This is a genomic window from Deltaproteobacteria bacterium HGW-Deltaproteobacteria-6 (assembly GCA_002840435.1).
Taxonomy (GTDB): domain Bacteria; phylum Desulfobacterota; class Syntrophia; order Syntrophales; family Smithellaceae; genus UBA8904.
In genome coordinates this window covers 735,413-749,217 of sequence record PHAT01000005.1, presented here as the reverse complement: position 1 = coordinate 749,217, position 13,805 = coordinate 735,413, and the positions used below count along the sequence as shown (strand labels likewise).

The following is a 13,805-nucleotide window of genomic DNA, read 5'->3' as shown; positions in this document are numbered from 1 at the left end:
ATCGATGAACTCTTGCGGCAATCTTTCTTTATTTAAAAGCAGTTATTGCCGGAGAAAGTATTGCCTTATTGGAACAATTGGCATAAAAAACCATCATGATGCAAAATCATTATGGTGAATTGGCCGCCCTGCTGGTGGCTTTCTTCTGGTCCGTCACGGCGTTATCTTTTGAAGCCGCCAGTAAAAAGGTTGGCTCACTTCCCGTAAATATTATCCGCCTGGTCATCGGTTTTGCTTTTCTTTCCATCATGAATTGGATCAGCAGGGGCTTGCTTTTGCCCACGGATGCCTCACTGCACAATTGGGTCTGGTTGGCAATATCCGGCCTGATCGGTTTCGTCATTGGTGATTTCCTGCTATTTAAATCATTTACCGTGATCGGTTCCTGGCTGGCCATGCTGATCATGACACTGGCGCCCCCGATGGCCGCGGTGTTCGGATGGATTCTGCTCGATGAGCGCCTGAGCGCATTATCTCTGGTTGGGATGGTCATGACTCTGGCAGGCATCATTACGGCCATATTCAGACCGGGCGGCGGGAATGGGATGATAACCGTCAGCAAACCCGTCCTGGGTTTGCTGCTCGCCTTGGGCGGAGCAATGGGCCAGGCGCTGGGCATCGTTTTCAGCAAATACGGCATGCAGCAATACAGTCCGTTTGCCGCCACGCAGATTCGGATTATTGCGGGCATCGTCGGTTTTACATTGATCATTACCATCCTTCGCAAATGGGCATCCGTCAAATTCGCCCTGAGCGACAAAAAGGCGATGATGCCGATAGCGATCGGTTCATTTTTCGGTCCCTTTCTGGGCGTGTCTTTCTCCCTGCTGGCGATTCAGCATACGTCTACCGGCATTGCTTCAACCATCATGGCGCTGGTGCCCATATTCATCATTCCGCCGAGCATGATTATTTTAAAACATAAAATAACGGTCCGCGAAATTCTGGGCACCATCATCAGTTTATGCGGAGTCGCGTTATTCTTCCTGTAAAGGTTCGTTTGCCCGCTCAAAACACGGCAAGACATTATAAGTATTATTCCGTGTGATTAAGAGAAGCGGGCAGCGGATATCGCCATCAATTTTATTGACACACCCATCCCTTCCCTCTATACTTCGCGCACTCAAGGACACATTCGGGAAAAAATGAATTCGCTGTCATATTTACTTTTGTATATTAATAATTAAGAGGTCTTATGCCGCAAATCTATCGCTATGAATTAACCGTGCTGAAAGAAGCAGAGGATCAAAACGGGCATGTCAACAATGTAGAATACCTGCGCTGGATGCAGGACGCGGCAATGCAGCACTCCGAAGCAGCCGGTTGCACACAGGCCACCAATGCCGCGGGCGCGACCTGGGTGGTGCGCATGCATAAAATTGAATATTTAAAACCGGCGTTTGCCGGAGACCGGATTGTTGTGATGACCTGGGTCGTAAACTTTCGCCGGGTGCTGTCGCTGCGCAAATACCGGATCATCCGCCCGTCGGATAAAGCCCTGCTTGCCGAAGGAGAGACGGACTGGGTCTTTGTGGATGCACAGAAAGGCACGATGCGTTCGATTCCCAGGGAAGTCAAAGCCACGTTTGAACTGTTGCCGGAAGACAAAGAAGCGGAAGCTTTTCGTGATTAGAGACATACTCGGCCTTTTGGGTTTTTTTCAGAATGCCATAAGGATTTAATCGTCATGAGAGTTTAATTTCTCTAATGACTGTGATAAGGTGCATTCAACAGGCATTTTAAAAAAATTGTTCCGCCAGGGAATAGGACACTATGGAAAAAAAGATAATGGCGCAGGAGCAGGTATCTCCTGATGGAAATGCCGAAAATCTTTTTTCCGAATATCAGCGGGTTTCGGAAGAATTGCAAAAAGCGAAACTCGATCAGGAACAAATCAGAACCGATCTTGAAAATGCGATCGAGCGGGCGAATGTCATGGCCATGAAAGCCGAAATCGCCAATGTCGAACTGAACCAAATCATCAATACGTCCATCGACGGCATGTACCTGGTCTATCAGGACTTCACCATTAAAAGAATTAATGCAACCCTGCTGTCGTTTCTCAATATCAGCGAAAGCGACGCGGTGGGAAAAAAATGCTACGAACTGATGCCTTGTGACTGGTGCGGCACACCGAAATGCACCCTGACAAAACTGTTGCATGGCCAAGCCCAAATTGAACTGGATATCGAGGTTGCGCGACACGATGGCGTGCAGGTGCCTTTTATCTTTGCGGCGACACCCTTCCGGGGAATTGACGGTGCGGTGATCGGCATGGTGGCCCGCTTCAAGGATATTACGGATCGGAAATATGCCGAAAACACATTGAAAGAGGCCAACGAGCGGCTCAAGCGCCTCGCAACCAGTGACGGCCTGACTCAGGTGGCAAACCGCCGCTCGTTCGACCAGACCATGGAACGGGAGTGGAACCGCCTGCGAAGAACAAAAGAACCGCTGTCTCTGATTATGAGCGATGTGGATTTTTTCAAGCTCTATAATGATACCTATGGCCATCAGGGAGGGGATGATTGTCTGAAATCCGTTGCCGGGGCCTTAAGTGAAACCGTGCGGCGCGGCGGAGACTGCGTCGCGCGGTATGGCGGCGAGGAATTTGCCGTCATCCTGCCCGCAACAGATGAAAAAGGCGCCTTGCGGGTCGCTGAAAAAATCCGCCAGGCCGTGGAAAATCTGGGCATGGAGCACAAAAAATCCAGCGTCGCCCCATGTGTCACCTTAAGCCTGGGGGTTGCCGCAACTATTCCTTCCGAGGCGGGAACGCCGGAGCTCCTGATCAAGTGCGCCGACGAGGCTCTCTATTCGGCCAAATCTTCCGGTCGAAACCGCGTTGTGGTCCGGGAGTGCCGGGAGATTGCCGCAGAAAAAAATTGAATACCGCTGTGCATCAAATCTTTGCCGCAACCGGGTTGCTGGTCATCCAACTAACAGATATCTATAGTATTAACCTCCTATTCTCCTGAGATTTTATTACCATTGTCTTTACACTGTTCTCCGTTACATTAACTGCAACAAACCCGTTGGCTTGTCTCAAGTGGTTTTCCGGGACGAGAGACGAGGAGGAGTTGCGGCAGGAAGGTCTGATATAAACAGTAATAATTTCTTTCAAGGAGGTCACAATGAAAAAGAAGATCGGAATGTTATCGGTTATGTTGGGGGCGTTATTCCTTCTGGCCCTGTTGATCAGTTTTGACGCAAAGTTGTCTTTTGCCGCTGGTCCGCCCGAAGTAAGTCTTCAGGTGATCGGAACTGAAGGCGATAGACTACTGGCTGCAACGTTTGTCCATCCCGTAATGGATCCCATGACGGATTTTGTCAGATCCGTAGAAATCTATGTCAATGGGAGTTTTCACTCAGTATACACATACAACAGGCAGCCGGGCAAAAAAACATTCACCTACTACTACTATGATCTGCCGTTAGAGAAAGGCTACACAATCGAAGTCAGGGCGGATGACACGATGGGACATGGCGGCAAAGCAGCAAAAATAGTTGTCCCCTGAACCAGGCATCCTGTCGCGTAAAAAAATCTTAGACGCTGTCACTCACCGGCCACTTCATTTTCTCAGCCTGCTGATGCAGGCGTTCGAAAATAAGTGGCTGGTTTTTTTGTAACCGCAGGCAACAGGTTATTTTCAGGAAAGGATTGTAAAGAGCTTTATGCAACCGGCGTAAGCAAAATAGCCTGCAAACACCACCAGAAAAACGGCGCACAGCGCAATAAGACCGCGGTAGAGGCGATCCGTCAGAAAATGTTTTCCCCCGGTCACTGCGGCTGCAACCAGTGAATACCACACCAGATCGGCCAGAATATGCCCCGCAAAGAAAAAAGCCACGCCCCAGAGGCCAAACTGCCGGGAATAGAGAATATATCCCACGCCAATGGTCGCCCACCAGATAATCCAGTAAGGGTTCCCGATGCTCATTAAGATGCCGGAGACCACCGGATAGTTCAGCTTTTTTTGTTGACCTTCCCAGGACAGGCTGAGGGAGGGCAGCCCGCGGAACATACCGAACGCCATCCACAAAAGAATGGCGGATCCGGCGAGGGCGCTGATCACAAAAACAACCGGCATCTGAAAAAAAGGCGCCAGTCCCGTAAGCAGGGCAATGACCAGTCCCAGCTCCAAAATCGCATGGCCGGCAATCATCAACGGCCCGGCAATAAAACCACGCTGCGAACTTTCGCTGATCGTCGCGGTCAGGAGCGGTCCCGGCATCAAAGCGCCGGACAGGGCAATGACAAAAGAAGAAGCAAAAATTGTAAACAGGTTGATCAACATAAATTTTTTCCGTGATCCGGTCGTTGCATGAAGGCAGCTATCATTGGGCCGCATCATCCGGCATCAAAGCCTTTTATATATCAATTTTCAGCCCGTCATAAACGGAAAAAGTTTCAGGAAATATCATCCGCGCGCGCGCCTGCGCCTTTTCTCTTTTTGCCATGGTCGTATATAATGCGGCGTCGAAATGGGTAAGCGCAAGTTTTTTTGCTTTTGATTCAACCGCTAGTTTTGCGGCAAGCTGCGGATTCATGTGCGGCCAGGAGTCGGAGGTCTGCCCGCTGAGCAGCGCGCATTCAGAAATCAGCAGATCGGCATTTGCGGAAAGTTCCACGGAGTTCTTACAGTAGCCGGTGTCGGTGCAATAACTGATCACCTTGCCGTCAATTTCCAACCGGTAGCCGAGACACCTGGAAGCGTGAACCAGTTCACGCGCCAGAAATTTAAAAGGACTGCTGTGTCGGCCCTCTTTAACGTCTGTCACCTTGCAGGGAAAAGGCAATTTATGGACGGGGATGGAATATACGGGAGCGAGAAATTCTTTGATGATCGCTTTTGTCCCGGTTTGTCCCATGATCGTCAGCGATTTAAATTTGAATTTTGCCAGAATGTGGAGCCCTTCCATATGGTCGATGTGGAAATGACTGAGCAACAAATAAACCGGCAGATCTTTTTTGATATACCTGTCCGCTTTATGAATGCCATTTCCGGCATCAAGAATAATATACGCCGTTTTTGTCTCGATCAGCGTGCAAATCGTATTACCGCAATCCGTATCGTACCAGCCGTTAGTGCCCAGAAATGTGATCTTCATTTTACCTTCATCGATGCGTTTATCTGATTCCGAAAAAGCTTTTTCATGCCGGATAATATTTATTAGTCAATTTTACTACCTTATCAAAAATTGTTTTACAAGGAGAAGAAATCCATCAATGCGGAGGTCAATTTCCATCGGTTGCGCTCACGCGCCCGTGATAAATCGTAATGCGCAGCAGGAAGACCTTTCCAAGTCATCCCGTTGCAGGTATAATGATAAATCAATCCGAGACTGGGGGCGATAAACAGATGAACTATAAACTTGGGGCTATAGGCCTTGCGCCGCTCTTAATCGTGCAGGCCCTTTATGTCCGTGCCGTAACGCCCAGGCTGCCTGAGCCTTCTGGTGACCGGTCCGGCATTCATGGATCGGGACCGCTCTTCAATCTGCTCATTCTCGGTGATTCCGCGGCGGCAGGAGTGGGGGTATCAACACAAAGTGAAGCCCTGTCCGGTCAACTGGTTTCCGCTCTTGGCGGCGATTTCCGGGTGTCCTGGAAACTCATTGCGCAAACGGGCCGAAGAGCGAAAGATATCGTGGCAGAACTCGAGAGGCTTTCTCCGGAGACGTTCGATGTCGTCGTCACTTCAATAGGCGTGAATGATGTCACCCACGGAACGGACGCTGAAAAATGGATCAATCAACAAGCACGGATTGTGGAACTGCTTCAGTCAAAGTTCCATGCACAGCATATCATCCTGTCGAGCGTTCCCCCGATGCACCTCTTTCCCGCTCTTCCGCAGCCCTTGAGGTGGTATCTCGGCACAAGAGCTCGACGATTCAACAGGGCATTGGAAAAATTGGCGATGGTACATGAGCGGTGTGAGTTTGTTATGATAGACTTTCCTCTGGATACAGCCACCATGGCAGCAGATGGGTTTCATCCCGGAATACCGGCTTATTCCATCTGGGCTATGCATATTGCCTCCATCATTCGCAGCCGGCTGGGTATGTTAGCAGGCAGGAAGTGACAGACTGCTTCCGGCAGTCAAGCGTTCGGCATTTTTCCGGTGTATGCTCTGGCAGTGTTCTTTAATACCGGATTTCAACACTCTGGACAAATTTCACATGATATACTCACACACGGCTTTTAGTCCTTATTACCCAAAAATGCCGTGTGCCCGAATTTCTTTATGATTGATTTTATGATGATTTTTCACGTTGCATTTTGTTTTAGATAGAGTAAAATCGCAGCAAATTTCGGAAAATACTTGCCACGTATATTAATTGTTAAACGAAAAATGAGAGGGAAATGAAATATAACTTCGATAGGTCAAAGCCTTTCTATCCTTTGGTCATGTCGTATTTAGCCCAATTGCACGGTCTCAAGGAGATTTGCGCAATTGGAGCAATTGCCGTTGCGAATGGCAAGCGAGACTTTACTATTCCTTCACACTGTAACGATACTAGAAACGATATAGAAACAGGCATCAAAAGCTTGCTATCCCCATTGAATCTCGCTGTGACAGGAGATACAGAAAAGTTAGATGTGAGTATAGAATTTGTGGCTAAGGAAATGGCTCTTAATCATGGCTATCTTTTGCCATTCCAAGCACGAGCGGCATCGGCATGCCTTGCGATGGCGCATGAAATAACAAAATACAATGCATGCCGAACCAATGAAAAGAAGTGGGAATTTCTTCGGCATTGCCGTAATGCAATATCCCACAATGCAAAGTGGCATTTTCTGAATAAAGAACCTATAAACGAGGCTGAGTGGCGAGGTATAAAACTGGAGGCCAAAATGCACGGAGAACCGTTGTTTGTCCAAGCTGATGGAACTGGTAATTTGAAGTTAGGAGACCCTATTGCGCTTCTTTGGGATATTGAAAGTGAATATCCGAATATGACCGTTTAACAATCACATACAGCCGATCGCTGCGCTCCGGCTAATGTCGTCGTTGCACCTTTCCAAGCCTGATCAATAACATCTTGAATTTTCAAAATCGTTTATTTACTGGTGAAAGCAAGGTGCACAAAGATTTTTATCGGGCATCGTGAAGAAGTGCTTCGATTATCCTGCGGCAATCTGTTGTAAAAAATAGTTGAGCAGGAAACGGTTGCCCCGGTTTATGCCGAACAACCGTCCCCCACCAACCGGTAATAGTTTCTTTATTTATCCACGCGGATCAGCATGGCATCGCCCTGCGCGTGGCCGGAACAAATGCCGCAGACGCCATATCCGCCGCCGCGTCTTCTCAATTCATAGCCCAGCGTCATGGCAATACGGGCGCCGGTTGCGCCGATGGGATGGCCATAGGCCACCGCGCCGCCGTTGATATTCACCTTTTTAAACATGTCTTCTTTGGTCATGCCCAGAATGGAACGGCAGCTCACCAGCGCCACCGCGGCAAAGGCTTCGTTGATTTCGATCACGTCCATCTGATCGAGCGTCAGATCATTTTGCTCCAGAATTTTCTTAATCGCCAGCCCCGGCACGGTCGCGATATCTTTGGTCGGCTGCGACACTTCGGCATAATCGACGATGGTAAAGATCGGCTTGAGACCCAGTTCATCGGCTTTTTCCCGGCTCATCAGCAGACAGACATCACCGCCATCATTGACGCCCGGCGCGTTTCCGGCTGTGACACTGCCGGGCTTACCGGTGACGGTGCTGAGATGTCCGAACACCGGCGGAAGCTTGGCCAGCCCTTCCATCGTTGTCTCCGGCCTGGGCCCTTCGTCTTTATCCATGATGATGACTTTCTTTCCCTGTTTGATTTCCACGGGGAAAATTTCAGCATCAAGCTTTCCTTCGTTCATCGCGCGCACGGCGTTCATCTGGGAATTAAGCGCCCATTCATCCTGTTCCTCTCTGGTAAAGCCGAACTCATCGGCCACCTCCGAACCGTGAATCGCCATGTGGCGATTGTAGAAGGCGTCCCACAAACCGTCATAAACCATGGCATCCACCACGCGGCCGTTGGGCAGGCCCATCTTGGCGCCCCAGCGCATATCCGGGAGCACAAACGGACAGTTGCTCATGCTTTCCTGCCCCCCGGCGATGCAGATATCGGCGCGTCCCAGCAGAATCATCTGAAACGCCAGATCAATGGTTTTGATGCCGGATGAACAGACTTTATTGACGGTAATGGACGGAACGGATTCCGGCACACCTGCCAGAATGGTGGCCTGCCGCCCCGGGATCTGACCGCACCCGGCCGGAACCACCTGCCCCATGAAAATGTAATCCACATCAGCGGGGTTCACCTTGCCTTCGGTCCTTCGTAAAACCTCTTTAATCGCCAGGGCGCCCAGCTCCATCGCCGAAAAATCTTTCAGCGCCCCCCCGGAACGGCCATACGGTGTCCGGCAGGCTTCCACGCAGACGACCTCGCGAAATTTCTTATGAGGATTTTTTATCTTTCGCCCCATGGTGGTAAAGTCGGGCTTTCTTTCGCCATATTTGGCAATGGGCGCATCTTTATAGATTTCAGATCTTTTTCTTTCCAGTTTTTGCGGCACTTTCGACATGTCGTCCTCCCCCTCCATGATGATCAACAGGTACCCGGTATTGTTTTAAAATTTTCTTAAGAATGCGTTTTTCTTGCACATCCATTTCATTTAGTCAACTATTTTGAATCGGTGATGCCCGCCTCAATCGTCTGAAATAATCCCGGCTTTAAATAATTTGACGACCAAAAGATTATGAGGTAGTTTATCACACAAACTGCAGGAAGCCTTGGGAGAGATGTCTGTATGTTCGGGGGACTTTTCCAACCAATGCACCTTATCGTTAATTTTGATTATCATTCTGATCATTTTCGGTCCGGGGAAATTATCCGGGTTGGGAGATACAATCGGCAAGGCCATCAAAGGATTCAAGCAGGCCATGAATGAACCGGATAAAAAACCGGAAGAGGACGCGAAAAAATTGACCATCAAGCGAAGCAAGAGAAAGCGCCCGATTCCTTTATGAATAAACATCTCGTATTAAGATTTTCAATCCTTTTATTCCTCGCTGTTCTGGCCGCTTATCTTTTTGTCCATTTTGACCTGTTCAGATTTTTTAAAGACAAACAGCAAATCGTCCACTTCATCAAGTCCTACCGTTACGATGAATTGATCTTTATTGTACTCCAGATTGTCCAGGTTGTTGCCGCCCCGATACCGGGAGAATTAACCGGTTTTATCGGCGGTTATATTTACGGTCCTTTCTGGGGAACGATTTATTCCACTATCGGCCTGACGCTTGGCTCATGGCTCGCGTTCATGCTGGCGCGTTTTTTCGGCGAGCCGCTTCTGGAAAAAGTGGTTAAAAAAGAAGTCTTCGAGAAATTCGATAATTTCATGGAACACAAAGGTATTCTGGTTTCCTTTCTGCTGTTTCTGATTCCCGGTTTTCCCAAAGATTATCTTTGTTTCATCATGGGAGTCAGCCGTATTCCAACGTTGACATTTATTATTGTTTGCACCGTCGGACGCTTTTTCGGCACCATGATGCTGTCCATCAGCGGCAACATCGCCCACAATGAGCAGTATATGCTTTTAGCCGTTGTCACAGTCGCGGCTGTTATTGTTTCCATATTTGTCTGGCGGTATCAGGATAGAATTCTGGATTTGCTCAAGAATCAAAAGAAGTAGAAGTCCGCATACCGGCAACTGATGCGTGAGCACCTTCAAGAGGCAACCATAGGGTAAAGACCGGCCATGAAAATCAGCTTAAAGCCCTCTATAACCGGCAATGCCGACCCGCGTAAAACAGAATCCGTCCCCGCCTGGATCGCCTGGCGGCGCGCGCTTCGACTCTATTTTGTCCTGCCCAGCATCCTTCCCGCGCTTCTGGGCGGCGTGATCGCCTGGGCTCAGGGGCACCCGCTTCACCTATTTCATTTTGCACTGGTCGTTATCGGCGTCACCGTCAATCATTTCGGGCTCAACCTGGTGGACGATGTACTCGATTTCCGTCACGCTATCGACTTGAAAAAAGGAGACGAGAAAAATTTCTTTGCCGGCGGCAGCGGTGTTCTGCCGGAAGGATTGCTCAAAGACACGCAAATGCTGAAAGCGGCGGGCTTGTTTTTTATGACGACCGCGGCAATCGGCGTCTATCTGACCCATGCCTGCGGATGGCCTGTTTTAATGCTGGGAATTTTCGGCATGGCCTCTTCTATTTTTTACACCACGCCGCCGATCCGTTTTGGCTACCGGGGGTTTGGCGAACTGGGTTTGCTGGTCAATTTCGGGCCGGTCATTGTGATGGGATCCTATTACGTTCAGGCACAGACATTAGCCGTTGAACCGCTGATCGCATCACTGGTGCCGGGATTCATGATGTGGTCGATGATTATTATCAACGAGATTCCCGATTATGAAACGGACCGACGCGGCGGCAAATGGAATCTGGTCGCCCGCTTCGGCAGAAAAACAGGCGTGGTTCTCTACGGAATCGGTCTGACGGTTGCTTACGGAATCCTGATTGCCAGCGCGTTTTTGAACACGTTGTCACCCTTCATTCTTCTCGGCCTGATCAGCCTCCCCTTCGCCGTCAAGTCCTTTGCCGTTCTGCGACATCACCTGAATGATCCTCTTAAAATGGCCCCGGCCAATCTGGCGATGATCAAGGTGCACGGCATTACAGCGTTGGCCATGATTATCGCCTATCTCATCGAAGTCATTCGTCTCTAGGGTAAACACTCCGCCGGCCGGGAAAACATGAAGCGTCAACAGGGTCGCGTTTGTGCTTTCGAATGCAGGATGCCATTATCGCTATTGCGACAGGGCCCGATTTTATGGTAAAATTTCATATCTGGTGAACCTTCGGGAGGGGGTGCTGTATGAAAGAAAATCCCAGGTTTCCTCGGAAAATAGCCTGCAATGAAACGCCGACTATCTTTGAACGATCCTGCATGAATTTAGTGGTCAGCTTATTTAATAAAATAAGAACGGGAAGTCTTACTTTTCACCTGCCGGACGGCGGCGAAAGGCATTTCGGCGATCAAAATTCATCTCTCCGGGCCCGAATGATCATCCATGATTACCGCTTTTTTAAAGATGCGGTTCTCGGCGGCGACGTGGGCCTGGGCGAAGCTTACATGCAGGGCTTCTGGGACACGGATGACATCCCGGCGTTGTTCAGCGTTTTGATTAAAAATCGCGGGGCGCTGGAAAACGGACACATGGCCACGGCGTGGCTGATGCGTCAGAAAGACCGCCTCCTGCATACGTTGCGTGCCAATACGCTCAAGGGTTCGCGCCGGAACATCGGCAAACACTATGACCTCAGCAACGATTTTTTTCAGACGTTTCTGGACCCGACCATGCTGTATTCCTGCGGTTTATACGCGGATGAGAACGACACCTGCGAAGACGCGCAGCACCATAAAATACAGAGCATCATCGAAAAGGCGCATCTTACACCTGCGGATCACGTTCTTGAAATCGGCTGCGGCTGGGGCGGTTTCGCCATGGAAGCGGCGCGGGAAACGGGTTGCCGCATCACCGGCGTTACCGTTTCCGGAGAACAATACGAATTGGCGCGCAAACGAGTCCTTCAGGCAGGCCTCCAGGACAAAATCACCATCCTGTTTCAAGACTACCGGCATGTGACAGGACTCTTTGACAAGATCGTCTCCATCGAAATGCTGGAAGCGGTCGGCCATCAATATCTGGGAACATTCTTCACAACCTGCGATAAACTGCTTAAACCGGCGGGAAGGCTGGTTATCCAGGTAATCACCATTCCCGACCAGAGCTATGAGAATTACCGGCGCACGACAGACTGGATTCAAAAATACATTTTCCCCGGCGGCCACCTGCCGTCGGTCACCGCACTGGCCGAAATCGTAACCCGTCGCACCGGTTTGCTGATGGAAAACCTGGAAGATATCGGCCTGAATTACGCCCGGACGCTCAGGGACTGGCGATCCTCATTCACGCGCAATATGGATAAAATCAATGCGCTGGGATTTGATGAGGTTTTCCGGCGCAAATGGATTTATTATCTGGCCATGTGTGAAGCCGGCTTTCGGGAAAGAGCCATCGGCGACATTCAGGTGGTCTTTCGCAAACCGGCATAGATTGAAAAAACAGGACCAGGGCCAAAGGATCAACTCCCCTTGCTCTAAAGAATGAGTTTGTATTTTCCATGATCACTGAAATTTCGGACAGCTTCTATCGCATCACTCTGCCCATGCCTTTTCGTCTGCGTCATGTCCATGCCTACGCGGCGGTTGACGGGGGAAGCGTGGCCCTTTTTGACACGGGAATGCAAATGCCCGGCGCTTTTGAAAAGCTGGAAGAGGATTTGCAAAGCATCGGCCTTTCGGTTCACAACATCAGCGACATTTATCTCACCCACGTGCACACCGATCACTGCAGCATGGCGGGCATCATCCAGGATAAATCAAAAGCCCGCCTTCATCTGTCGGAAGCCGCCCATCAGGTTCATACGCATTTCCAGCAGGGGGAATATCTTATTTTGCAGGCCAGACGCCTCTATGCCAGGCACGGCCTGCCCGCCCGCGAGGTGGAAGCAATCGTCGAAGAGATTGAAGATATGAAGAGCCGTATCCCGCAATTTACGGTGAATACCTTTTTGCAGGAAAATGAAATACGCCGGTTCGGCAATCGTTCATTTGAAGTTATTTTCACGCCGGGCCACGCCGCGGGGCACGTCTGTTTTTTCTTCCGGGAAGACGGCCTGCTGCTGGCCGGCGATCATATCCTGCCTTATATCGCGCCAAGTCTCAGCCCCAATATTTATGATGAAATTTTTCAGCCGCTGAAAAACTATCTGGAGTCGCTCACCGTTGTTGAGAAGCTGCCGATTGCCACCATCTATCCGGGGCATGGAAATTCTTTCAGCGGCCTTGCAGAGCGCATTCGGGAAATCCGCGCGCATCATGCCTTGAAAAAGGAAGCGCTCCGGAAAAACCTGAGCACCAAGCCCAGAACAACCTATGCCATCTGCGCGGAGGTAATCGGCGAGGCAGCGGCTGATTGGGACGACTGGGATAAGTTCATGGCGCTCAACGAAACCTATGTGTACCTCCAGGAACTCAAACGCGACGGGGCACTGAAGGAAAGCCTGATCAACGACATATTGTTCTATACCGCCGCTTAATCTCAGGATGCGCTTCCTGTTTTTCCGACTGTTAAACACGGCTGCGGAACCATGCAGCTGCCGTTTACCAACCATGGATACTAACGACCCATCTGCGTACTCAGATCGAATACTTCCGAACCACCTTTTATGTTTAATAATTGGCAGAACTGTCGCCGGACAATCCAGAAATTTAAAATAATCAAATAATATTAAGGCTGTTGCTCGCCACCATTTGCCTGGCATGAGATATGCGTTATACAAAAGCAACGAAAGGTAAGCGAAAGGAGAATGAACAATGAAAAAATTAACCATGGCATTTGCCACAATTCTAGTCGTTACGGGTTTTACTTTTTCCGCATTAGCGGATCCGGGCTGGGGAAATGGCCGGCGCTTTGACGATCGCGGCAGGCAAGACCGAATACATCACCAATATAATCACAGAGATTATCGTGATCATCATTATTATCAGAGGCCTTATCGTCAGCCGGTGATTGTGGAAAGAATTCCTGTTTATGCCTCGCAGCCCGTTGTGCGTGTTTATGAACCTCATCAACCCGGGTTCAGTTTGTATTTGCCGAACTTCAGCATTCAGATTCGTTGAAAAAGAATGCGTGTGAAAGAGTCAAAGCTGACTTAACCCATC

The 13,805-nt window shown here is 49.6% G+C and carries 15 protein-coding genes; 12 read left to right on the top strand and 3 right to left on the bottom strand.

Going from position 1 to position 13,805, the window contains the following annotated elements; translation table 11 throughout:
- Positions 1 to 95 precede the first annotated feature (95 nt).
- The 4 genes from CVU71_13630 to CVU71_13615 all read left to right on the top strand — a co-directional run bounded on the left by CVU71_13630 (position 96) and on the right by CVU71_13615 (position 3,518).
- Positions 96 to 992, top strand: a complete 897-nt coding sequence (locus CVU71_13630; protein PKN18520.1) for an EamA family transporter — start codon at positions 96 to 98, stop codon at positions 990 to 992.
- A 203-nt stretch (positions 993 to 1,195) separates the two neighbouring features.
- Positions 1,196 to 1,633, top strand: a complete 438-nt coding sequence (locus CVU71_13625; GenBank protein PKN18519.1) for an acyl-CoA thioesterase — start codon at positions 1,196 to 1,198, stop codon at positions 1,631 to 1,633.
- Positions 1,634 to 1,773: 140 nt separating this feature from the next.
- The gene (locus CVU71_13620; protein PKN18518.1) at positions 1,774 to 2,889 is read left to right on the top strand and encodes a diguanylate cyclase; all 1,116 of its coding nucleotides are present in this window, start codon (positions 1,774 to 1,776) and stop codon (positions 2,887 to 2,889) included.
- A gap of 245 nt (positions 2,890 to 3,134) precedes the next feature.
- A complete protein-coding gene (locus tag CVU71_13615; GenBank protein ID PKN18517.1) occupies positions 3,135 to 3,518 on the top strand; it encodes a hypothetical protein in 384 nt (127 codons plus the stop codon).
- 132 nt (positions 3,519 to 3,650) lie between these two features.
- Here the strand turns inward: CVU71_13615 and CVU71_13610 are convergent, their stop codons facing one another.
- Together CVU71_13610 and CVU71_13605 are read right to left on the bottom strand one after the other, a co-directional pair.
- On the bottom strand, positions 3,651 to 4,292 hold the full coding sequence (locus CVU71_13610) for a lysine transporter LysE (protein ID PKN18730.1): 642 nt from the start codon (positions 4,290 to 4,292) through the stop codon (positions 3,651 to 3,653).
- 79 nt (positions 4,293 to 4,371) lie between these two features.
- Positions 4,372 to 5,112, bottom strand: coding sequence for an MBL fold metallo-hydrolase (locus CVU71_13605; protein PKN18516.1), 741 nt, complete (start codon positions 5,110 to 5,112; stop codon positions 4,372 to 4,374).
- Positions 5,113 to 5,363: 251 nt separating this feature from the next.
- Between CVU71_13605 and CVU71_13600 the strand changes: the two genes are divergently transcribed.
- Both CVU71_13600 and CVU71_13595 read left to right on the top strand, forming a co-directional pair.
- On the top strand, positions 5,364 to 6,086 hold the full coding sequence (locus CVU71_13600) for a lipase (GenBank protein PKN18729.1): 723 nt from the start codon (positions 5,364 to 5,366) through the stop codon (positions 6,084 to 6,086).
- Positions 6,087 to 6,367: 281 nt separating this feature from the next.
- Complete coding sequence (locus CVU71_13595; protein ID PKN18515.1) at positions 6,368 to 6,973, top strand: hypothetical protein; 606 nt, start codon at positions 6,368 to 6,370, stop codon at positions 6,971 to 6,973.
- Between the two features lie 254 nt (positions 6,974 to 7,227).
- Here the strand turns inward: CVU71_13595 and CVU71_13590 are convergent, their stop codons facing one another.
- Positions 7,228 to 8,589, bottom strand: a complete 1,362-nt coding sequence (locus tag CVU71_13590) for an acetyl-CoA C-acyltransferase (protein PKN18514.1) — start codon at positions 8,587 to 8,589, stop codon at positions 7,228 to 7,230.
- A gap of 217 nt (positions 8,590 to 8,806) precedes the next feature.
- On the opposite strand from CVU71_13590, the gene CVU71_13585 reads away from it, so the two are divergent.
- From CVU71_13585 to CVU71_13560, 6 genes are all read left to right on the top strand, one after another.
- A complete protein-coding gene (locus CVU71_13585) occupies positions 8,807 to 9,034 on the top strand; it encodes a hypothetical protein (GenBank protein PKN18513.1) in 228 nt (75 codons plus the stop codon).
- The gene (locus CVU71_13580) at positions 9,031 to 9,699 is read left to right on the top strand and encodes a TVP38/TMEM64 family protein (protein ID PKN18512.1); all 669 of its coding nucleotides are present in this window, start codon (positions 9,031 to 9,033) and stop codon (positions 9,697 to 9,699) included. The genes CVU71_13585 and CVU71_13580 overlap by 4 nt, the downstream gene beginning before the upstream one ends.
- 66 nt (positions 9,700 to 9,765) lie before the next feature.
- Positions 9,766 to 10,743: a hypothetical protein gene (locus tag CVU71_13575; GenBank protein PKN18511.1), complete on the top strand. Its 978-nt coding sequence runs from the start codon at positions 9,766 to 9,768 to the stop codon at positions 10,741 to 10,743.
- Positions 10,744 to 10,892: 149 nt separating this feature from the next.
- The gene (locus CVU71_13570; GenBank protein ID PKN18510.1) at positions 10,893 to 12,134 is read left to right on the top strand and encodes an SAM-dependent methyltransferase; all 1,242 of its coding nucleotides are present in this window, start codon (positions 10,893 to 10,895) and stop codon (positions 12,132 to 12,134) included.
- Positions 12,135 to 12,202: 68 nt separating this feature from the next.
- Positions 12,203 to 13,180 carry a hypothetical protein gene (locus CVU71_13565; protein PKN18509.1) on the top strand — a complete coding sequence of 326 codons (978 nt, stop codon included), beginning with the start codon at positions 12,203 to 12,205 and terminating at the stop codon, positions 13,178 to 13,180.
- 277 nt (positions 13,181 to 13,457) lie between these two features.
- Positions 13,458 to 13,763 carry a hypothetical protein gene (locus tag CVU71_13560; protein ID PKN18508.1) on the top strand — a complete coding sequence of 102 codons (306 nt, stop codon included), beginning with the start codon at positions 13,458 to 13,460 and terminating at the stop codon, positions 13,761 to 13,763.
- Positions 13,764 to 13,805 lie beyond the last annotated feature (42 nt).

What these genes read in the sequence shown, in the direction of transcription:
- CVU71_13600 (PKN18729.1), top strand. Translation starts at nt 5,364, where the DNA reads ATGAACTATAAACTTGGGGCTATAGGCCTTGCGCCGCTCTTAATCGTG.
- CVU71_13585 (PKN18513.1), top strand. Translation starts at nt 8,807, where the DNA reads ATGTCTGTATGTTCGGGGGACTTTTCCAACCAATGCACCTTATCGTTA.
- CVU71_13575 (PKN18511.1), top strand. Translation starts at nt 9,766, where the DNA reads ATGAAAATCAGCTTAAAGCCCTCTATAACCGGCAATGCCGACCCGCGT.
- CVU71_13565 (PKN18509.1), top strand. Translation starts at nt 12,203, where the DNA reads ATGATCACTGAAATTTCGGACAGCTTCTATCGCATCACTCTGCCCATG.
- CVU71_13580 (PKN18512.1), top strand. Translation starts at nt 9,031, where the DNA reads ATGAATAAACATCTCGTATTAAGATTTTCAATCCTTTTATTCCTCGCT.
- CVU71_13590 (PKN18514.1), bottom strand. Translation starts at nt 8,589, where the DNA reads ATGTCGAAAGTGCCGCAAAAACTGGAAAGAAAAAGATCTGAAATCTAT.
- CVU71_13560 (PKN18508.1), top strand. Translation starts at nt 13,458, where the DNA reads ATGAAAAAATTAACCATGGCATTTGCCACAATTCTAGTCGTTACGGGT.
- CVU71_13570 (PKN18510.1), top strand. Translation starts at nt 10,893, where the DNA reads ATGAAAGAAAATCCCAGGTTTCCTCGGAAAATAGCCTGCAATGAAACG.
- CVU71_13620 (PKN18518.1), top strand. Translation starts at nt 1,774, where the DNA reads ATGGAAAAAAAGATAATGGCGCAGGAGCAGGTATCTCCTGATGGAAAT.
- CVU71_13605 (PKN18516.1), bottom strand. Translation starts at nt 5,112, where the DNA reads ATGAAGATCACATTTCTGGGCACTAACGGCTGGTACGATACGGATTGC.
- CVU71_13630 (PKN18520.1), top strand. Translation starts at nt 96, where the DNA reads ATGATGCAAAATCATTATGGTGAATTGGCCGCCCTGCTGGTGGCTTTC.
- CVU71_13625 (PKN18519.1), top strand. Translation starts at nt 1,196, where the DNA reads ATGCCGCAAATCTATCGCTATGAATTAACCGTGCTGAAAGAAGCAGAG.
- CVU71_13595 (PKN18515.1), top strand. Translation starts at nt 6,368, where the DNA reads ATGAAATATAACTTCGATAGGTCAAAGCCTTTCTATCCTTTGGTCATG.
- CVU71_13615 (PKN18517.1), top strand. Translation starts at nt 3,135, where the DNA reads ATGAAAAAGAAGATCGGAATGTTATCGGTTATGTTGGGGGCGTTATTC.